Annotated in this window: 6 protein-coding genes and 6 pseudogenes; 8 read left to right on the top strand and 4 right to left on the bottom strand. The window is 60.1% G+C overall.

Features of this window, described 5'->3' with window-relative positions; translation table 11 throughout:
• Positions 1 to 205: 205 nt before the first annotated feature.
• Positions 206 to 1051: pseudogene (gene tnpC / locus V5279_RS07970) on the bottom strand (IS66 family transposase); the annotation flags it as partial.
• Positions 1052 to 1629: 578 nt separating this feature from the next.
• Between tnpC and V5279_RS07975 the strand changes: the two are divergent.
• Entirely contained in the window at positions 1630 to 2562 is a 933-nt protein-coding gene (locus V5279_RS07975; protein ID WP_166106165.1) for a class I SAM-dependent methyltransferase, read from the top strand.
• Between the two features lie 326 nt (positions 2563 to 2888).
• On the opposite strand, the gene V5279_RS47030 is transcribed toward V5279_RS07975, so the two are convergent.
• On the bottom strand, positions 2889 to 3026 hold the full coding sequence (locus tag V5279_RS47030; protein WP_414645697.1) for a DUF2628 domain-containing protein: 138 nt from the start codon (positions 3024 to 3026) through the stop codon (positions 2889 to 2891).
• A 649-nt stretch (positions 3027 to 3675) separates the two neighbouring features.
• On the opposite strand from V5279_RS47030, the pseudogene V5279_RS07985 reads away from it, so the two are divergent.
• The 7 genes and pseudogenes from V5279_RS07985 to V5279_RS08015 form a co-directional block, all read left to right on the top strand.
• Positions 3676 to 3894, top strand: a pseudogene (locus V5279_RS07985) (transposase); the annotation flags it as partial.
• A gap of 525 nt (positions 3895 to 4419) precedes the next feature.
• Positions 4420 to 4650, top strand: a complete 231-nt coding sequence (locus tag V5279_RS07990) for a hypothetical protein (protein WP_338696289.1) — start codon at positions 4420 to 4422, stop codon at positions 4648 to 4650.
• Between the two features lie 279 nt (positions 4651 to 4929).
• A pseudogene (locus tag V5279_RS07995) lies at positions 4930 to 6241 on the top strand (IS1380 family transposase).
• Between the two features lie 251 nt (positions 6242 to 6492).
• On the top strand, positions 6493 to 11058 hold the full coding sequence (locus V5279_RS08000) for a Ulp1 family isopeptidase (protein ID WP_338696292.1): 4566 nt from the start codon (positions 6493 to 6495) through the stop codon (positions 11056 to 11058).
• Positions 11059 to 11187: 129 nt separating this feature from the next.
• A complete protein-coding gene (locus V5279_RS08005; protein WP_338696294.1) occupies positions 11188 to 11544 on the top strand; it encodes an IS4/Tn5 family transposase DNA-binding protein in 357 nt (118 codons plus the stop codon).
• Positions 11545 to 11862: 318 nt separating this feature from the next.
• Positions 11863 to 14066, top strand: a pseudogene (locus V5279_RS08010) (hypothetical protein).
• 262 nt (positions 14067 to 14328) lie between these two features.
• Positions 14329 to 18552, top strand: coding sequence for a Ulp1 family isopeptidase (locus V5279_RS08015; protein WP_338696296.1), 4224 nt, complete (start codon positions 14329 to 14331; stop codon positions 18550 to 18552).
• Between the two features lie 114 nt (positions 18553 to 18666).
• Here V5279_RS08015 and V5279_RS08020 read toward each other — a convergent pair.
• Positions 18667 to 18912: pseudogene (locus tag V5279_RS08020) on the bottom strand (transposase domain-containing protein); the annotation flags it as partial.
• A gap of 96 nt (positions 18913 to 19008) precedes the next feature.
• A pseudogene (locus V5279_RS08025) lies at positions 19009 to 20248 on the bottom strand (IS256 family transposase).
• Between the last annotated feature and the right edge of the window lie 1415 nt (positions 20249 to 21663).

Genomic DNA, 21663 nt, shown 5'->3' on the forward strand with positions numbered 1-21663 from the left:
CTTAGGGGGAACAGGTTGCATTCGGGGCGAGGATAGCGAAAACTGTAGCGCTGATAAGAAGGCGGTGGCGCAGCATAATGCGGAATTGCCCGGCTAGGTGGTTGCGGCGTAAGCGCGACTTTCTCGTCACATTGAATCTCGCATAGAATCAGTCGGCCCCTACGAGAGCCAGTGGATTCGCTGCTGGATGAGAGATTATGTTATATCAGGCCGGGTTTTCGGCGCTGCGGCTTTTGGGGAAGTTGAGAGGGAGTAGATCTTCAATATCGTCGTCGTCGCGGCGCTGGGGCAATTCGGTGAGGACATGTCGCAACCATGCGAAGGGCTCAACGCTACAGGCGCGACAGGTCAGCACCAGGCTATAGACAACGGCACTGGCGCTGGCTCCATCAACGGTATCGCTGAAGAGCCAATTTTTCCTGCCACAGGCGAAGATTCTGATGTCGCGCTCAAGAAGGTTGTTGTGGATCGGCATCTCGCCGTCCTCGGTGTAGCGCGTCAGATATTCCCACTGATTGAGCGTATAGGAGACAGCATCGCCGAGCTTGGTGTCGGGCACGACCTTTGGGGCGATTGCTTCGAGCCATGCCTTGAGAGCGTTCAGGACAGGAATGCTGTGTTGCTGGCGGAAGCGGCGCCTGTAATTGGCCCGCGTTTCGCCGTCATCCGGTTTTTCTTCGCGCACCTGTCTTTCAATCCGGTAGAGTTGGTCGAAGAACTTGAGGGCTTGCGCCGGCGGCCCGCCGGGTTTCTTCCTCGCTTTGAGGGCGTCGACAAAGCGCCGCCTGGCGTGGGCCACGCATCCGATATGCGTGGCGCCTTTCAACGTGCGCCAGGCCGAGTAACCGTGACTCATCAAGATGCCGCGGTAGTCGCCAAGGAAGGTCTGCGGGTGTTCCTGCCCACGACCAGGCTGATAATCGAACAGCACAATCGGCTGCTCACTGTCCTCGCCGCTGCAATAGGCCCACATGTACGAGGTGCTGGAGGCTTCCTTGTCCTTTTCGTTCAATACCTGAACCGTTGTTTCGTCGCCGTGGATGAGGGCCTGGCACGCTCGGGTGCACAACCGTCACCCGCAGCTTCTGTCCTTCTTCCATCACGTAGTGTCCACCTCACATTTGGTGGCCACCTCATGCATCAGCTCTCTCAACATAAAAAGGTACGCGAATGAGGAAGCTAAAGTCCTCGCATTTTAAATCGCCGTCCAAGGAAACGGTAGTGAAGCGATCGATTACGATGTGATGGCTGCCGCCTATCGGGCTGACAATGAGCACGGCGCTTGGAACACGCTATACGAAATGTGCGCCATTCTCACCTTATTCGGCGCTTGCCTATACCCAACGATCGAGACGATGGCAATCGACAGGATCGAACGACGGAGCGCATCGCTCTGTGCTCACTCCGGCCATCATCGTGCCATCAACGTGTGGTCATTGCGATCGCTGCCGATCGACAGCGTTGCTCCATCGTCTCATACGTACTCTCAGCCCCTCTACTTCATGAAGCGCGATTGGAAAAAAACGATGGGGTTTATGCGTCGGCCAATCTCTGCGACAAGGCACCGAGTCGCCTGAAGGCACAGCCGTCGACTGGTTTGCAAAATGAATAGGAGGCATCGGGTTGCTAATAGATTTTCCGCGCATCAATCGGTCTAAGGCTGTCTTCGATGATATTTATGCTTCGGATGATCCCAGGGCATATTTCACCGTGCTGGGAGACCTGGATTATATGATCCCGGACGTGGCTGAGCCGGTTGTGCGCCAGATTCTCGCGGCGAACGCATCGGCAACTGGCGTTAAGCCGACCGTGCTTGACATTGGCTGTTCATACGGCATCAACGCTGCTGTGCATCGGTTTCCACTGACGTTCGGGGGCTTGCGTCATCGCTACGCTCGGCGCGAGATGAGGGCAATCAGCTCTGATACACTGGTGCGTCTTGATCGCAGTTTCTATGCGTCTTGGCCGGATGTCGGACTGGCACGATTTATCGGTCTCGATGTATCGGCACCGGCGATCAGCTATGCAACAGGTGTCGGTCTCCTTGAGCAGGGTATTGTCGCTGATCTTGAAAAGGAGACGCTATCGACGGACAGCGCGCACATCATCCGCCCCACTGACGTTATCATGTCGACGGGGTGCATCGGCTACGTTACCGAGAAGACGTTCAGCAAAATTCTCGATGCGACAGAGAAGCGTCCATGGATTATCTCATTCGTGCTACGAATGTTCCCATTTGATTCTCTGGCTGCAACGCTCGCGAAGCGTGGCCTTGTAACGGAACGTCTTACCGGCGCGACATTTATCCAGCGTCGCTTTCGCGATGCTGAAGAGTTTGAAAGTTGTTTGGCCACCTTGGCGGCTCTTGGCGTCGATACTACCGGTCTTGAGTCGGAAGGGCTGTTTCACGCCGATTTGCTCTTGTCCCGCCCTGAGATGGATGCGCGCGCCACCCCTCTCGAAAACATTGTCACCGTCGCCAGCGGCAGGGGTCGGCCTATCGGGCCCCGTTATGTGCATATTGGAGGCAACGCGGGCTTGCAGGTTGCGTTGGAGCCGTGACGGGTTCCTTTTCCGAGGATAGTTGTGGGTATGCCCCAAGGAACTGTACACCGAAGTGGATCATACCCTGACTTCCTGAATGATTACTTTCTATCAGGTCGGTAGTCTTACAGAGAAGCCTTGGTTATGACTACTTCGCCGATTGCGAATCCATGTGTTGCCGTGCCGTATGATCGAGGTCGCCGCTGCGTCAGATTTCTACGATCGAGTGCGGCGTTGCCGTTTCCAACGTATCGTTCGAAGTGCGGCAAGCGAAGAAGGTCGCACTGCGGCCGACGCCAAGGCTAGGGCGAAATCGATAGCAAGGGTCAGCACGAGCCAGCCGATTAGCGCGCCAGCCAGAGCCTGTTCCAGGCCAGCCAGATCACGCCCGCAATCGCGGCCCAGAAATGGAAGCCGTCGCGTACGAAGACGAATTTGTCGGCCGCCGCAAGAGCCGCGCCGTTGGCCGCGGGGGTATGCACTGTATAGACCGGCTTCGAACGCTCCGCCGAGGATGGACTCTTACTTACAGCATGATCTTCCGGAAACCGGCACGACCTTTTCCGGATCATGCACCCGGAGATCAGCCGCCGAGCTGCCCCTTGGTTGAGACGCCAGCATGCATTCGCTGTGGTCTTCCATGCGAGCCTGCAGGAAGACGCCGTCTTGAGGTCTGAGGTCGCATACCCGAGCTGGTCTCGCATCGGACCCGCCTGACGACAGGAGGGGGGCGCTCCGATTCTGTCGGCACCTCTTCACCGGCCTTCGGTTTGAGCCGACGAAATTCATCGACCGACATCATAATCGATCTGGTTTGCCGTGGTTCATGATTGCGACGCGGCCGGATACGGCAGCCCGCTGCATCTCCCCGGATTGCTGCTGCAAATCCTGAGAGGAGAAGGTTCGAATAAGCGCTCAATGATCTTCACGTATTTATGTATTTTTCTCGAGTAGGTGCGCGGCGCCATTCGAGCGCAGCAATCGACATCATCCTTGAGCTGACGATTGGCGCTCGAGCCAGAGGCTGAGGTCTCTCGCGTAAGCGAGGATGATGCGACGGAGAGAGTGGCTGATGATCTGCGGCAGGCGGCGGCCAATCCGAGATTGCGCGAGCAGTTTTTTGCACAGGCTTCCGAAACCAAGGCCGCCGCCGAGCTGGCGTTCGACGCCTTCATCGAGAGCTACACGCCCAAATACGAGAGGGCGGCCGACTGCCTGAGCAAGGATCGGGACACGCTACTGGCGTTCTACGACTTCCCGGCCGAACACTGGAAACACCTGCGGACCACCAATCCCATTGAAAGCACCTTCGCTACCGTGCGCCACCGCACGATCCGATCGAAGGGCGCGCGCGGAGGCCGGGGTCCGATATCCCGGAGGACCGTCAACGTGGCAGCGTTCTGCCCTTAGCAGGCCCACCTGTCGATCAGCTGACGAGTGTCGCTGCAGAACCCCGGGTCGCTCGGTTGCCAGCGGTGACAGAAGTAAGCCCAGTTTGAGGTTGAACCGGTCAAGATTCGCAAAGACCAGCTTGGCTGTGAATAAGCACCGAAGCGGGACCCCAACTCAGATGAACGCAACGCTCTGATGTCGCACGAGGAAATTCGTTCACGATGAGGTCCGGATCGGCGCCGATCGGCCTCCCGCTGTCTTCCAAAGTCACGAACCAGATCAATAGGTTGGCCTCACGTCGCCCCGGAGCGCATTCTGGGGCTTATTTACAGCCGCGTCCCGCGGGCCCATGATGGAACGATCATGACAAGCCGCTCCAATGAGCGCTGGTGTTCAGACGCGATCGAGTTCACCTGCTGGAATGGCGAGATCGCGCGCGGTTGCCTTTGCTCTGGACCGCCATGACTGCGAGGTCATCGCTGAGTGACCACGACGGCCGGGATTTCCGGCGAGATGATCAGGGGCATGATGATCCACTGTGTCGAGCAGCGGTTCGAGGACATCCAGGCTCCTCGCAAGGTGCGATGGCTGACCAACAATGGCTCCATCTTCGCCGCCTACCTTACCCTCGAGATTGCCGCGACCCTGAACCTCGAGCTTGCTTCACGCCGGTCGAAAGCCCCGAGAGCAACGGCATGGCCGCGGCATTCGTGAAACTTTCAAGCGCGACTACGTTTGTGTGAACCCGTTTCTGATGCGCGCACCGCGCTGCTCCGGATCGACCACTGGATGGCGGATAATTAACTCAGAATACCCGCATTCCCGGCTGGGCTACGCTCACCGCGGGAGCACATTGCATCACTCAAACTAGCCCGTCTTATTCGTCAGAGGGCGCCCGAGAGGCTGGCGAGCGTGGTGTAAAGCGCTGAAGCGGCGTAGGATTCGGTTGCAAAGCCAACCCCATCACCTTCAGCCGCGAACAGCACGCCCGCCATGACCGATGATACGATTCTGCCCTTCTCGTTTCCAGCCGTTCACGCCAAGAAAGTCACAGCTGCCTTCGATGGCGGTCGGCTGACCTCGAACGGGGGCGTGATGCTTCTGGCGATGGCCGAGCGGCGTCTCGGCTTGGCCGACAATTTGGCCCGCGTGTTCCCGGATCGGCGCGATCCGACGCGGGTCGTGCACAGCCTTGTCGATATGTTCCGCGCGCGCATGTTCGCGATCTGCTGCGGCTACGAGGACGCCGACGACCTCGATCATCTGCGGTCCGATCCCGCATTCAAGCTGGCCTGCGGACGGCTGCCGGACACGGGTCGCGATCTGTGTTCCCAACCGACGCTGTCGCGGCTGGAGAATGCTCCGCGCCTTCGACGCATGGATGGATAGCTACCCGCGCGAGCCGGCATCCGTCACGCTCGACATCGATGATACCTGCGATGTCGTCCACGGCCATCAGCAGCTCTCGCTGTTCAACGCTCATTATGACGAACGCTGCTTCCTGCCGATCCACGTCTACGACACGGAGAAGCGCCGGCCCGTGGCGGTCGTGCTGCGGCCCGGCAAGACGCCGGGCGGCGTCGAGGTGCGTGCCCATCTGCGCCGCCTGATACGGCATATCCGGACGCGGTGGCACAACACGCGAATTACGTTCCGTGGCGACGGGCGCTATGCCCGGCCGGAGGCAATGGCGTGGTGCGAGACCAACGGCATCGACTACATCTTCGGTCTGTCCGGCACCAAGCCGCTCGCCAGAAAAGTCGACGAGGCCGCCGACGGCATCCGCACGCGACGCGCCATCGAGAACCTGCCGGTTCTGCGTGGCTATACCGAGACGCGCCACAAGGCAAAGTCCTGGGATCGCGAACGACGTACCGTCGCCCGTACTGAGGCGACGATGCTCGGCCTCGACATCCGTTTCGTCGTCACCAGCCTCGATGTCGGCTCGGCCGAGTGGATCTACGACAGCCTGTATTGCGCGCGCGGCCAAGCCGAGAATCTGATCAAGCTGCATAAGACGCAGCTCGCCTCCGATCGCACCAGCTGCCGTTCGGCGCTCGCCAATCAAGTCCGCCTCGTTCTCCACACCGCCGCTTATTGGCTGATGCTGACCGTGCGCGACGCGATTCCCAAAGCCCGGGAATTGGCCACAGCCGAGTTCGCGACGCTGCGTCTTCGTCTCTTGAAACTCGCTGCCCGTGTCGTCGAGACCACGAGCCGCATTCGCCTTGCGTTTGCCGCGGCATGTCCCGAAGCCGACCTGATCCGCGGCTTGCCAGGCGCGCTGCTGCCGCTCGGTCCTTGACCGGCGGGGCGTTCACCCCCCGTTCGCCCAACCCATCCCTCAAGCGCGTTGCAAAGTACCGGTCGTCAGGCGGTGAAAAGCCGAAGGCAATCCCGCGCGCCTCGTCAGAGCAGATGTGCGGCCACATCAATCGGACCAAAAAAAACGCACTCTCACGAATAGGACGGGCTAAAGGGTAGTTTGTTGCTGATTCCCAGCGTGTCAAATTCGAGCCCGGCTTCGAAGGCCTATATTTTTGAAAGTGAGAACGGATGGATTTCCCCTCGACGAAGTGGGTGAGCACGGACCCGCAAGAGAGTTCGCCCGCGGCGCCGTCCGCAGATACGGCGACCTTTGAGCGGCAGCTGAGCGAGATCGCCAATTCAGGTGGAGGTGGTGGAGCAATGCCGGCCGCCTCGGCGCTGCAGCCGGCTCAGTCAGCTGGGGTTTTGAAAGGGCACAGCAAGCAGCCTCTTTATTCCGAGGATGCTCGCCTTATTTCGGGGCTTGAGGAGGCCCTCCGCAACGGCAACGTCGCCAACCACACCGCCAGGGATTATGCAGGTTCTCTTCTCAGCCTTGGCCGCTGGCTCTTCGCAAATAACAAAGATCCGATCGCTGCTCGGCTCGACGACCAGTCGCTAACCAATGATGCGCGCGAGGCCATCAAAAAGGGTCTTAACAGGAGGCGACTCCTTCTGGCAATAGACCATCTCCGGACCTTCCAGTCGACGGGCGTCGTGCCGATCACAGGCCGGGCTGAGCTAAATCCTCACCCTCAGGACGTAGCTCTCATCAAAGAGTACAAAAACGAAGCAGCGACAGGGACCGGCAGGGGGTATGCAACTGTTCTTCGCAGTTTCAGTGACTACCTGCGTGAAAACAACAAGAAGGGCATTGCTGCTCGGCTTTCCGGCAAGGCGTTGGATGGAGATGTCGAGAGCTATAGGAAAGACGCCGGGGGTAATCGGAATATCGGTGCCGCACTGGCTGATCTCCGAAAATCGCAGGCCGGCGCTAAAGCGATGGAGCTCGAGCGCCATATTTCCCCCGGTCCTGATCCCGAAGACGCGGTACTGATGGAGCCGATGCCCGCCGGCGGCGCCGCTGCGCAGCACAGCGCGTCGCAGGACGCGGGCAGTTGGCCAAAGGAGCTGCTTCCTGTAGAAGGCTACGATCAGGATTTGCTTTGGGAGCTGATGGACGAACCCGGCCCGTCGTCATCTCTTCTTGAGCCAGCCGCGCGCCATGACCAGTCATCGGATCCCGGAGAGTCCATTCGTCCCTTGAACTGGGGCTACGACCGCCAGCAGTTCCCGGACGAGCCGATCGGTGCACTTGCCAGGAGCAACCTCCTGCCAAGCGAGGAGGTCCTCATCAACGATGAGCATGACACAGCTGAATTGAGGCCAGCGAAGAGGCCGAGGACCCTAGACAATCTGCACGGCGTTGCCAGCGAGCGGCAGCTGAGCGAGCGTGGTGGAGCAATGCCGGCCGTCTCGGCGCTGCAGCCTGCTCAGTCAGCTGGGGTTTTGATAGGGCGGAGCAAGCAGCCTCTTTATTCCGAGGACGCTCGCCTTATTTCGGGGCTTGAGGAGGCCCTCCGCAATGGCAACGCCGCCAATCACACCGCCAGGGATTATGCAGGTTCTCTTCTCAGCCTTGGCCGCTGGCTCTTCGCAAATAACAAAGATCCGATCGCTGCTCGGCTCGACGACCAGTCGCTAACCGATGATGCGCGCGAGGCCATCGAAAAGGGTCATCACAGGAGACTCCGTCCGGCAATAGACCATCTCCGGACCTTCCAGTCGACGGGCGGAGTCGTGCCGATCACAGGCCGCGCTGAGCTAAATCCTCATCCCCAGGACGTGGCTCTGATCAAAGAGTACAAAAACGAAGCAGCGACAGGGACCGGCAGGGGGTATGCAGCTGTTCTTCGCAGTTTTAGTGACTATCTGCGTGAAAACAACAAGCCGAGCATTGCTGCTCGGCTTTCAGGCAAGTTCCTGGATGGAGATGTCGAGAGCTATAGGAAAGACGCCGGGGGTAAGAATATCGGTGCCGCGCTGGCTGATCTCCGAAAATCGCAGGCCGGCGCTAAAGCGATGGAGCTCGAGCGCCATATTCTCCCCGGTCCTGATCCCGAAAACGCGGTACTGATGGAGCCGATGCCCGGCGGCGGCGCCGCTGCGCAGCACAGTGCGTCGCAGGACGCGGGCAGTTGGCCAAAGGGGTTGCTTCGTCCCTTGAACTGGGACTACGACCGCCAGCAGTTCCCGGACGAGTCGATCGGTGCACTTGCGAGGAGCAACCTCCTGCCAAGCGAGGAGGTCGTCATCAACGATGAGCATGACACAGCTGAGTTGAGGCCCGCGAAAAGGCCGAGGACCCTAGACAATTTGCACGGCCTTGCCATTGAGCGGCAGCTGAGCGAGATCGCCAATTCAGGTGGAGGTGGTGGAGCAATGCCGGCCGCCTCGGCGCTGCAGCCGGCTCAGTCAGCTGGGGTTTTGAAAGGGCACAGCAAGCAGCCTCTTTATTCCGAGGATGCTCGCCTTATTTCGGGGCTTGAGGAGGCCCTCCGCAACGGCAACGCCGCCAACCACACCGCCAGGGATTATGCAGGTTCTCTTCTCAGCCTTGGCCGCTGGCTCTTCGCAAATAACAAAGATCCGATCGCTGCTCGGCTCGACGACCAGTCGCTAACCAATGATGCGCGCGAGGCCATCAAAAAGGGTCTTAACAGGAGACGACTCCTTCTGGCAATAGACCATCTCCGGACCTTCCAGTCGACGGGCGTCGTGCCGATCACAGGCCGGGCTGAGCTAAATCCTCACCCTCAGGACGTAGCTCTCATCAAAGAGTACAAAAACGAAGCAGCGACAGGTACCGTACGTACCTATGCAGTTGTTCTTAACAGTTTCAGTGACTACCTGCGTGAAAATAACAAGAAGGGCATTGCTGCTCGGCTTTCCGGCAAGGCGTTGGATGGAGATGTCGAGAGCTATAGGAAGGACGCCGGGGGTAATCGGAATATCGGTGCCGCACTGGCTGATCTCCGGAAATCGCAGGCCGGCGCTAAAGCGATGGAGCGCGAGCGCCATATTTCCCCTGTTCCTGATCCCGAAGACGCGGCACTGATGGAGCCGATGCCCGTCGGCGGCGCCGCTGCGCAGCACAGCGCGTCGCAGGACGCGGGCAGTTGGCCAAAGGAGCTGCTTCCTGTAGAAGGCTGCGATCAGGATTTGCTTTGGGAGCTGATGGACGAACCCGGCCCGTCGTCATCTCTTCTTGAGCCAGCCGCGCGCCATGACCAGTCATCGGATCCCGGAGAGTCCATTCGTCCCTTGAACTGGGGCTACGACCGCCAGCAGTTCCCGGACGAGCCGATCGGTGCACTTGCCAGGAGCAACCTCCTGCCAAGCGAGGAGGTCCTCATCAACGATGAGCATGACACAGCTGAATTGAGGCCAGCGAAGAGGCCGAGGACCCTAGACAATCTGCACGGCGTTGCCAGCGAGCGGCAACTGAGCGAGATCGTCGCTTCAGGCGGTCGCCTGCTGACGTCGGCCCCCACCCATCAACTGGGTGCATCGCCATGGCAGGCGCAGCCGACGATGCAGGGGAGCGGGTACCAAGATGCCACGACGCCGCAGCGAGCTGTCAGTCGGCCATTGGTCCTCCCGGAAGGTTATGATCAGGATCTGCGTTTGATGGTGGAAGACGGCCCACCGTGGCCCGGGGTTCCCCCGGAGCAGGCGCAGGACATAGTCCAAGCTGGACAGCAGGAACCTGCCTGGTCCGCCTCAACCTGGTCGCCGCAGATGCCGCTCAACTTTGATTGGAGTATGTGGCCGATGCTGGAAGCATCGCCAGCGCAGGCTGCCAGGGCTCGTTCAAGCACCTACGCTGGTCTTGAGCCATTTCTTGCTCTGAATGCGCCGACACCGTCCGAGTTGCGCGACGACGCTCACTTTGCGCCAGCGCACTCTACCAGGGCTCCCTCAGACATCTACGCTGGTCTTGAGCCATTTCTTGCTCTGAATGCGCCGACACCGTCCGAGTTGCGCGACGATGCTCACTTTGCGCCAGCGCCGGCTGCCAGGGCTCGCTCAAGCACCTACGGCGGTCCTCCATTGGTTGATCTGACTGCGGCCACGCCGTCTGAATCACGCGACGATGTTAATTCTGTGCCGGCGTTTCCGAGCACCTCCTACGATGCTCAGATCGGGGCTTTAGGTCCGACAGCCTCGTCTCACGGCCGCGGGCTGGTGCTCGAGGACACGGAATGGCTGGGCGACGAGCATGTCCTGAGAGATTACCAGCTCCTGGCGCAAGAGTTGGGGGGGGACAATCCGAATCTCGCCGCCCGGACGCGGTTCGTGGATCCTCTCATAACCCTTGTTAGCCTGCGCTTGGGCACCGAGAGCGAAATGCTACGCGCATTCCAGCGCATCGTCCATGATCAGAATGGTGACGACACAGCCGACTTCCTGTTCCTGCCAGTGAACAATGCCCGTGCTACGAATCTCCCCGGCACCCATTGGTCGTTGCTGTTTGTTGATCGCCGCGACCGCGAAAGGCCGGTTGCCTATCGCTACGACTCCATGGGGGAATACAACAACACGCCCGCAGCAGAGCTCGCAGCAAGGCTGGGCGCCCGCCTGGAGTCACGCGGCATGACCCAGCAGCTGAACACTTATGATTGCGGCGTCTTCGTGGTGGACGGCACGCGGGCGCTGGTTAGGCAATTGGAGCAAGGACGAGCACCACACCTGCTGAACCTCAGCAGCCTCGTTGCCAATCGGCAGGCGCTGCAGAACCGACTCAGGGGCTGATGTCGTACGCATACGACGAAGCTTTCAATTACCCATAATTTCGCCGACTCACGCTGATCCGCGAAATCTTGAATCGAAAGTATCACTTGTGATTCCTTGCTGAGCACTTGATTCGCGAGGGGGCGCTCTATGGGGCTGACATTAAGGGATCAATCCGCAAAAGGCTGTTTGCGGTCCTTCCGCAAACTGCTCACGCAGATTGGAAGCGCCATGGGACAAAGCATCCAGCTCGTCTGCCAGGATTGGGCGAATACCAAGGCAGCCTACCGCTTCTTCTCCAATGACCGGGTCAGCGAAGCGGACATTCTGACCGGCCATTTCCAATCGACACGTGATCGTGTCGTCGCCGCTGAAGGTTTGGTTCTTGTGCTGCACGGTACAACCGAGTTCAGCTATCAACGCGAGAAGTCAGAAGTGATCGGCATCACCAAGAGCATAAACAGTGGACGGGATAAGGCGGGAATTGCGTCAAATTCCGCTTACTAAGCTTCTCGCCGAGACCGTTGACGAGCTTCGCGAGGACGTCGGAGAGCCGGTGCTCGGCGCTGACGCTATTGAGCTTACAGGTCTCGATCAACGAAGCTAACTAATCTCAAACCTTTGAGAAGCGCTCCTTCGGCTCCCGGTCGATTAAGTTGACGATGCCCCGCTACCTCCAGCAGCACCCCAGACGCCATAGAATTGCAACCCATGGTGAGCTGGGTTTTCCTGTGCATCCGGGGAAAACGCTCTTGGTCAGCTTCTCGTCAGCCGAGCTGTCTATCCAAACAGGCTGCGCATTATGGACCTGATTGGAGGTGGAAGATGGCGGGCATTGTTGGGCCTTCAGGAGCCGACAGCGCATGGGGATCGAGCAGTTCGAGCCCGGAGCCCGATCCCGCCCCTGGGGAAGGCGGGCAATCTTTCGACAGGGAATTGGAGCGGATGCGCTCCGGAGGAACCGCGCTCATGAGTGAGCCACCCGCGTCCGGTGTGGCAGTCCGGATGCCCTCGAGTGTCGACGGAATCAAGGCAGCGAAGCAAAAAATGCGCAGCCTGCTTGAGGGCCTTGATAGTTCTCGAAATGCAGCCACACAAGCCCGGAATCCGTCGGAGACGCAAGAGCTGATCGATCAAATCGTCAAGGCAGGCTCGGAAGTTCTGAAGTATTACGCGAGCCTCCCCCCGGACATGGCGCGCAGGCTTCTTTCCGATGGTCAGGCTCGTCAAGTCCGCGCCGAAACTATCGCTGCGGGAGACGAATGCAACATCGCGGCCACCTGGATTGTCAACAACCTGGAGGCGAACAGGAGCAAAGCAGCAGCCGTGCTCGGCCGGATGCGAGATGCCGGCGCTCCGTCCGACCAGCTGGACCGGGCGGTATCCAGCGTGGCGAAGCATTACGAAGCCTGCTTGGATTGGTGGGGAAAGAAGGTATTGCGCTCGGAGCGGATGCGGTCCGTTTATACGGACACCGCCAACTTGCCCAGCACCACGTCCAAGATGCGGGAGGAGGAAGAGGCCGCGCTACGCCAGCATACCGGCTGGGCGCTGTATACGAAGTGCATGTACCTGGAATCGCGCATCGCTCTCGCGCGACTCTTGATCGAGTCGAAGGCGGCCACGTTCGGCCCAGCCGTGAACGACGCCCTCATGGGTGAGGATGGGCGGGTGCGACTGCTTGGGACCTTTATCGCGGATTTTTTTCCGGCATTCAACTCGACTTCCCACGCCGTTCTGGAGGGAGCGGCGCTCGACGCAGACCACTGCACCGTTCTGGAAGGAGTCATGGAACGGCTTTCGGAATTTGCCTCAGGGGTGCACGGCATCGTTACCCGACTAAGGGGCGCCGGAACGGATGCCGACCTTCCGTTGGAACTGTTGGGCCAGATCGCGGAAGGTGCATGGGTCACCGCGGACGACGTCACGCGTCTTTTGGTCGTGCAGCCAAAGACGCCCGCCATGATTGAGCCGCTGGCCCGGACTGCCGTAGTGGTTGAAGGGGGCGCGGCGCGGAGGAAGGGGAAAGGCAAGCGCGCCCCGGCCGCAGGCGAGCGAAGTTCGGCGGGCGGGCTGCGCGAGCCGCAGCTCGCCACGCCCGACGCTGCCACGGCCCCAACAGGCAAGGTGATCGTACTCTCGGATTTGGGTACAAAGAAACTCGCGAGCGCGGAGGAGGCAGACGCGAGGGTGTCATCGTCGGCGACTGGGCACCTGGAGATATTGCAGGCTCCGCCCTCCAGGAAAGCACTGACCGGATTAATCGAGCGATTGGACGAACTTTTGCAGTTCGATCTGCCCGCTCAGCAAAGCACCGTCTCGCAAGCGCGCCAGATGAAGCCCGAGGACGCCGATCACGTCGTGGATCTCGTCGTTAAGCGACTGCAGACGCAGGCCTCCGAGATTGAGGCCAGTGTAGTCGCGCTGGAGGAGCCTCGCCGACGTGTCCTACTCACGCCTGCGCAAGTGCCGGAAGTGCATGACAAAATAACCCGGCTCAAGGCGATGTTGTCCGAGGTGCAGGACAGGCGAACTCTTTGAAGGCGCGAAAGGCGGCGATCACGATCGATTGCATGAAGACCTACGCGTTTCCGTCCCAGAAGTATCTTGAACAGTTGCGGGCGGCCGGGGAGCTGGCGTCTGTGAATCCACCGCGCGCCTTGAAGGATGATCCGGGGACACTGTTCGAGATCAAGCTGCAGCCCAAGGCCCTGCGCAATGGCGCGATGCCAAGCCCGATGTGGGTGCACATCCATACCAAGCGGCCGGTACATGCCTGGCAGTTGGCAACGCTGAGCGATGCCGAGTTCGCCGCTTGCCACGTGAAGTCCAATGACCAACGCGGCTACAATCAGGACTGGCAGAGCGCTCAAGCTGCGACGGGGCGCGAGAACGTCGTGATCCACCGCGGGAAGCTCACGCCGGCGTTCTGTAGGTCCTTGATGAGCACCGCAGTTGGTGGCCATCCGTGGTATCCCCTTCCCGAGACGGAGCACATGTCGACCCAGATGGCGCGCCTGGGGATGTAGCTACAGGTGGTTTGTCTCGCGCCGGAGCGCCGCTGTGGTGACACGATCAAGTGGCCGTTATCACCGAGAGGAAATCCTCGATGAGCTCGAAGCCGACACGAACTCCTCGAACAGATCGACAGCGGGTCCGATTGAAATTCGATCGGGAGCGTCGTGACCACGACTTCCTTTCGCTTGGCGGCTGAACCGTCAAATGCCGGCGCTCAAGTCCAGACGCATACGATCAGCGCTCCTGGCCCTTCATCTTCGAAAGTGAGTACAGATGAACTTCGTCTTAATGAATCGCGTGCGTCAACAAACGGATAGCGTGGACGCGCAAGATGCCTCTCCGGCCGACTCGTCGGCAGAGGCGGCGGCCTTTCACAGGCAGCTGAGCGAGGTCGCTGTCCCGTCCTCTCCCGTGCTCATGCAGGCCCGCGCCCATCAAGCGGATGCATCGCGATCTGAGGCGCGGCCCATCATGCGGGCGAGCGGGCAACCATATACGCCGGCTACGCACGGTGAATGCGGTGGAACGATGCTGAATGCGTCGGCGCTGCCGCTCGGCCATGCAAATTTGGCTTTCGCAGGTAGCAGCATGGATCCTGTTTATTCCGAAGATGCGTCTCTTATTGAGGGGCTCGGGCCGGCACTCTTCAAGGCTGGGGCCTCCGAGCGCACCGTCAGGCGCAATGTACGTTGTCTTCTCGGATTGGGGCATTGGCTCGTAAAGAACGGAAAGCCGGGCATTGCTGCCCGGCTTTCCGAAGAGTCGCTGGACAAGGATGCCCAGGAGTTCGGCAAGCAGGAGGGGCAGGCCATCGCTACGCCACTGGATCATCTTCGAGCCGCCCAATCGCCGGGCGGCATCGCGCCGATTGCAAGCCGGGTTGAGCTGAATCCCTATCCCCAAGATGCGGATCTCATCAAAAGGTACAAGGAAGATGCAGCGTCAGGCACCGCCAACACCGTCAGGACCTATGCAGCTCTTCTTATCGATTTCAGTGATTACCTCCGTGAAAACGATAAGCCCGGCATTGCTGCTCGACTTGGCGACGGCTCGCTGGATAATGATGTCAGCCAGTATAAGGAGGCGGACCCCCGTGGCCGCAGAAAAGCCGGGGCCGCACTGGCTCATCTCCTGAGGTCGCCGGCGGGTGCTAGAGCGATCGAGCTCCGGCCTCATATTCGCCCCGTTCCTGATCTCGAAGACGCGGTTCGCGCCGAGCCGAGGCGGACCCGGGCCGCGACTGCACAGCACAGCGGCTCGAATGGAGCTATCAGCTGGCCGGAGACTCTGCCTGCGAACCAGCAGGATCTGCTTTTGGAGACGATGGACGGACCCAGCTCCTCGCCGCCTCTCGAGACAATCGCGCACCATCAACAAGCAGCGGATGCAGGAGGGTCTTTTCGTGACTTGAACTTGCCCCGCGACGACCATGGGGTTCCACCGCGGCATAGCCTGGCATTGGATCCTGCAGAATCCCTTCGCCCCTTGAACTGGTGCCATCATGATCACGAACTGTCGGATGAACGTCACAGGAACACCCTCGTGCCAGGCGAGCAGGTTCTCATCAGCGATGAGCATGATACAGGGGAGTTGAGATCAGCGAAGAGGCAGAAGACGCTAAGCAACCCCCAGGGCGTCGCCGTTGAGCGTCAGCTGGTGCAGACCCCATCCCATCAACTGGGGGCGTCACCATCGCAGAGGCAAGCTCCGATGCCGTCGCGTGCGCACGAATACGCCCCAGCGGCACATTCAGTAGCGAGGCATGTCCGAGACACCGCTAGGCGGCACGACGCATCGCGTGACGCCGTCAGGAATCAGCTTTCGGTGATGGTGGAAGGCGGCCCATCATGGTCCGTCTTGGTCCCGCCTGAGCGGCTCCAGGGGGCAGAACAAGCCGGACCGCAGGAACCCGCCGGGTCCACCTCAACTTGGTCACCGCAGATGCCGCTCGACTTTGATTGGAGCATGTGGCCGAGCTCGGAAACTGCGTCATCCTTGCCTGTCCCAGCTCAGCTTCCATCCAGATCGTACCAGTTGCGTGATGATGCTACCTTTCGGAACACGCTGAACACGTTTGCGCCCGAAAGCCTGCGGTCGCCGGACGGACTAATCGGCGAGCAGCTCCCGGGCGAAGACGAGGAGCTCTTGGCGAAGTTTCGTTTAGACGCCGAGCGGCGCAAGCTCACCCCAGGAGCCATCAAGAACAGTGTTTCCGGGCTTGGGATATTTGTTCGCTGGGTCAACGCAAGTCATAGGGGGCCCGTAGCTTCTCGGCTGCGAGGCGGTTCATCGCTGGATGAGGAAATTGCGGCGTACAGGAGCTTGGGGCGGGACCGTCAGAACAGCATCAAATCGAATCTGAATGTTCTCCGGCGGCTCTTGCGTGGGAGTGAAGAAGCCGAAGCCCCCGAACCCCGAGTCCTTGGTCGCCCCCGTCGCGTGGTTCCTCATCCCGAAGACGCCACCTTCATCGAGGGAGCGCTCGGCCAAGCCTTGAACGATCTTAGAACCACGATTGCGGCGCAGAGGCAGTCTGCGCAGAAGCGGGCTACACGTCTTCGTGCGCTGAGTGCGTGGCTTAAAGAAAACGGCAGGGGGAGCATAACTGGGCGACTTAACGGCTCTAGCAAGGAGCAGTTAACGCTGGATAACGATGTGCTAGCGTTCCAACGGACTGGAAGCAGAATACACGGTCCCGATTTGTCGCATCTTCGCAGCTACTTAAAACTCATCGAGGCGAACCGAGGGCTGGGGTTGCCAGGCCCTGAGCAGCCGAGCTCGCCGGCCGCGCAGTGCGATCGGCATTCCGGCTCGGCGCAGGATCTTCCCTCAACGCCAGCCAGCGCGGGAGCTTGGGCTTGGTTGGGTGAACAGCTGCAAGAATCAGCATCACCATCCAGGCCCCCGTCACATGCTAAGGGCAGGCTTGAGCCATCTGTTGATCTGAATGCGCCGACGCCGTCCGAGTTGCGCGACGATGCTCACCTTGAGCCAGCGCAGGCTGCCAGGGCTCGTTCAAGCACCTACGCTGGTCTTGAGCCATTTCTTGCTCTGAATGCGCCGACACCGTCCGAGTTGCGCGACGACGCTCACTTTGCGCCAGCGCACTCTACCAGGGCTCCCTCAGACATCTACGCTGGTCTTGAGCCATTTCTTGCTCTGAATGCGCCGACACCGTCCGAGTTGCGCGACGACGCTCACTTTGCGCCAGCGCACTCTACCAGGGCTCCCTCAGACATCTACGCTGGTCTTGAGCCATTTCTTGCTCTGAATGCGCCGACACCGTCCGAGTTGCGCGACGACGCTCACTTTGCGCCAGCGCACTCTACCAGGGCTCCCTCAGACATCTACGCTGGTCTTGAGCCATTTCTTGCTCTGAATGCGCCGACACCGTCCGAGTTGCGCGACGACGCTCACTTTGCGCCAGCGCACTCTACCAGGGCTCCCTCAGACATCTACGCTGGTCTTGAGCCATTTCTTGCTCTGAATGCGCCGACACCGTCCGAGTTGCGCGACGACGCTCACTTTGCGCCAGCGCACTCTACCAGGGCTCCCTCAGACATCTACGCTGGTCTTGAGCCATTTCTTGCTCTGAATGCGCCGACACCGTCCGAGTTGCGCGACGATGCTCACTTTGCGCCAGCGCACTCTACCAGGGCTCCCTCAGACATCTACGCTGGTCTTGAGCCATTTCTTGCTCTGAATGCGCCGACACCGTCCGAGTTGCGCGACGATGCTCACTTTGCGCCAGCGCCGGCTGCCAGGGCTCGCTCAAGCACCTACGGCGGTCCTCCATTGGTTGATCTGACTGCGGCCACGCCGTCTGAATCACGCGACGATGTTAATTCTGTGCCGGCGTTTCCGAGCACCTCCTACGATGCTCAGATCGGGGCTTTAGATCCGACAGCTTCGTCTCACGGCCGCGGGCTGGTGCTCGAGGACACGGAATGGCTGGGCGACGAGCATGTCCTGAGAGATTACCAGCTCCTGGCGCAAGAGTTGGGGGGGGACAATCCGAATCTCGCCGCCCGGACGCGGTTCGTGGATCCTCTCATAACCCTTGTTAGCCTGCGCTTGGGCACCGAGAGCGAAATGCTACGCGCATTCCAGCGCATCGTCCATGATCAGAATGGTGACGACACAGCCGACTTCCTGTTCCTGCCAGTGAACAATGCCCGTGCTACGAATCTCCCCGGCACCCATTGGTCGTTGCTGTTTGTTGATCGCCGCGACCGCGAAAGGCCGGTTGCCTATCGCTACGACTCCATGGGGGAATACAACAACACGCCCGCAGCAGAGCTCGCAGCAAGGCTGGGCGCCCGCCTGGAGTCACGCGGCATGACCCAGCAGCTGAACACTTATGATTGCGGCGTCTTCGTGGTGGACGGCACGCGGGCGCTGGTTAGGCAATTGGAGCAAGGACGAGCACCACACCTGCTGAACCTCAGCAGCCTCGTTGCCAATCGGCAGGCGCTGCAGAACCGACTCAGGGGCTGATGTCGTACGCATACGACGAAGACCGCCTGATTGAAGCGTGCGCGCGGGCACGACGAACTCTATGATGGTTTGCGTGAAGGTCAGGCGGCTTGCTGACCGGCGGGCTCGGCGCAGGAGCTTCCATTCCCAGGGCTGCAGTTCGTGCAGATGCGATGCGGGAAGATCGGCGATACGGGCGAGGACGTCGGCGAGTCAGGCCTTGGGATCGACTTTGTTGAGGCGACAGGTCGCGATCATCGTCAGCATGATGGCGGCACGGTCGGCGCCACGCTGGCTGCCGGCGAAGGTCCAGTTGCGCCTTCCCAAGGCGATGCCTCTCAATGCGCGCTCAGCACAATTGTTGGTCAAGCAGATCCTGCCTGTCATTCGGCCCAAACAGGGCTCTGCGTCGAGGGTAGAGGGGGGATGTCCCGATCGGTGTTGAACTACGTCGGGCCGACGTTGCCGGAATGAATGTTACGCTGCCCTCGTGACGTGGGCAACGGGCTTGGTCGTCATGCGATCGCGGTGAGCTTGAAGGGCCGCACGCAGAACCGACAATTGCTTATGCGCCTTCAATCGTCGGAAGCCCTTGTTGGCCTCGATCATGCCGGCCGCGACCCATCGCAAGGCCATACCGGCATCGCGCCAGCGTTTGACGTTGCGCGTGACGCCGCGAATGGTGCCCATCATGTTCTCGGCGATGTTGGTACAGGCGAGCGATCGACGAAGCTCCTTCGGCAGCTTCAGCCGGACGACAGTCAGGATTTCGTCGAGGCCTTCGAGGATGCTCGCCGCTACACTGGGCCATTGCTGGTCGAGTCGACGGGCGAGATTGCGGATCAATTTTTCAGCCTTGTCGGCGTCATTGAGCTCCCAGGCCTGGCGCAGCACCCGACGGGTGGCCGCATGATGCTCTTTCGGCAGGCGTTCCATGATGTTGCGCGAATCGAGGGTGCGGCGGATCGCCTTCGACAACGCCTTTCGTGCGGTCGGCGATGAACAGTCCTGGCACCGTCGGGTCGAGCCCGCGCGAGACCAGGTTGTCCAGCAGGGCCTGAACCGTTACGGCATTCTCGGTCGCCCCTTCCACCAGCGCCAGCGGATGCTTGTTGCCTTCGCCGTCAACTTCGATTGCGGCGACCAGCACGAGATCGTCGCCGAGATGCAGCCCGTCGATTTGGACCACCAGAAGGTCGAGCGTGGACAGATCGGCGGCCATGAAGTCAGCCAGCCGCGCCGCCGACAGCGCTACGAACCTCCGCGAGGCCGCCGACTTCGAAACCCCCGATCCGGGCGGTGCCGGCACGTCACCCTCGGGCAGTCGGACAGCACGGCCGAACCGGAGCGTCGACACATTGATCAGCATCAGGTTCATCGCCCCGCGACCGAGCCAATCCTCCTGCGCCGCCGTTTCCCAGCTCGGGATCGTGACCTCGCCGCCATCCACGCCCCGGACCCGCGGGCGCTCGACCTCGATCTTGCCGCCGTGGAAACCTATCCGTCCCCGCGTTCGACCCCAACGGTGCGCCCGCCGCGCCGCGTCGCGACCGTGGCGCGGCCCGCAGGCCGCCACAACATCCGCCTCCATCGTCGTGCCGAGCGCCTCCATCCCTGCCGCAAGGCAGAACCGATCGAAGCTCGCCCGCACTTCTGCAAACGCTTCGTCCACCGCCCCGGTCGCCGACGAACCAGCCGGTTTGATATCTCTCGTCATGGCGTTGCTCTCCTTTATGGAATCAGCACCCCGAGCCTACCGGCTCAAGGTGGGCAACGCCGACCTCTTCAGAAATTCAACAGAACCCGGGACATCCCCCCGAACTCTCCCCGCGCAGAGCTTTGTGCGGATCGGCACGTAGGCCCACAGCATCGTCCGATATTACGGGAGTGGATGTCTGCGTATGCGAGTTGTTCGGTGCCCGTGACATCCTGGAAGCGATGTAGAACCGACCAGCTTGCGCAAGAAGCGACTTAGAATGGAGGACAATTTTGAGGTGAGTCCTGAATTGAGGGCAGAGGCGTTCAGTGATGGTAGCGGCCGGTCAGGAGACATGGTTCGCAAACTGACCCTTTATTCGTTCGGCCTCTTCCCTCGACAGTTTCTCGGCCCAGTCGCCGTTTGTTAAAAGAGCCGGCCCCTTGCGTTCTCGATCGTAAACCATCCAACCTTTGATGCCCTGACGAACGATGAACCGTTGTGCTGCCAATTCCCAGACGGCCTCCAGTTGTACCTAGAAAAGAAGCTTCGACACGGGCAAAATGCCTAGGGCGAGGCGTTGGGCTGCCGAGAGCCAGAAATCAACTCAAGACCCGATCATGACGTGTGCAAAGCTGCAGTGGAGCTGGCGGCTTTATGAGGATATCGAGCGTGGCGCGCTTCTCCGGTAAATGCGACGATCGCGGGGATGCTGCTGATCAGATCCGCGCTTAATTCCTTGGGGGTGCCGGGTCGGCGAGCTCTAGTCGAAGCCTATCCGCGCGCTTCCGCCGTGCTCGGTTCCGGCGCGGTACGAAGTATTCGAGGCGCCAAAGATTGGAGGCATCGGAAATCGTTCGTCCCGTCGTTAACGGCCGAGCAGACGCCGTTGAGGCAGTGGTGTTCCGACTCAGCGACGAGTCGTCTTACATTGCATTACCGGTTCAGAGATGGTCGTGGATGGTGGTCTCACGATCGGCGTCCCACAGAAATCTGAAGCGCCCGAGACAATTTTCTGATTGCTATCGACTGAATGACGCGAACACACCGTTTTCGTGCGCGGTTGTCAATTATGTCAGTTGCGGCCACGTATCCAAAGTATTATGTCGCTCGATCCAATTACGCGCCTTGGATAATGTGGGTTTATCGTGCCAGCCAGCATGGTAGTCGAATTCGCGGATGGACTGTTCAGCAGTTCGTCCGCGAATCTCTTCGCGTCAGCCTCGCTTGGAAAGGTTCTGGTTTCTCGAATGGGGTATCGATTTGGCCCCTTCGACTGGTTGAAGGAAACATACCAAGTGTGTTGTAGCCATATCCTTTTCGTGCTCATCGGCCGATGATGGTGGTCATGCCTCCATCAGCAGTCAATTGCGAGTATTGGTAGTTGATCGTTTGCGGCAATTGTCGTCGATGAAGGGGCTTGACTATTTGGCAGG

It is taken from the genome of Bradyrhizobium sp. 26S5 (assembly GCF_036923295.1).
GTDB classification, from domain to species: domain Bacteria; phylum Pseudomonadota; class Alphaproteobacteria; order Rhizobiales; family Xanthobacteraceae; genus Bradyrhizobium; species Bradyrhizobium septentrionale.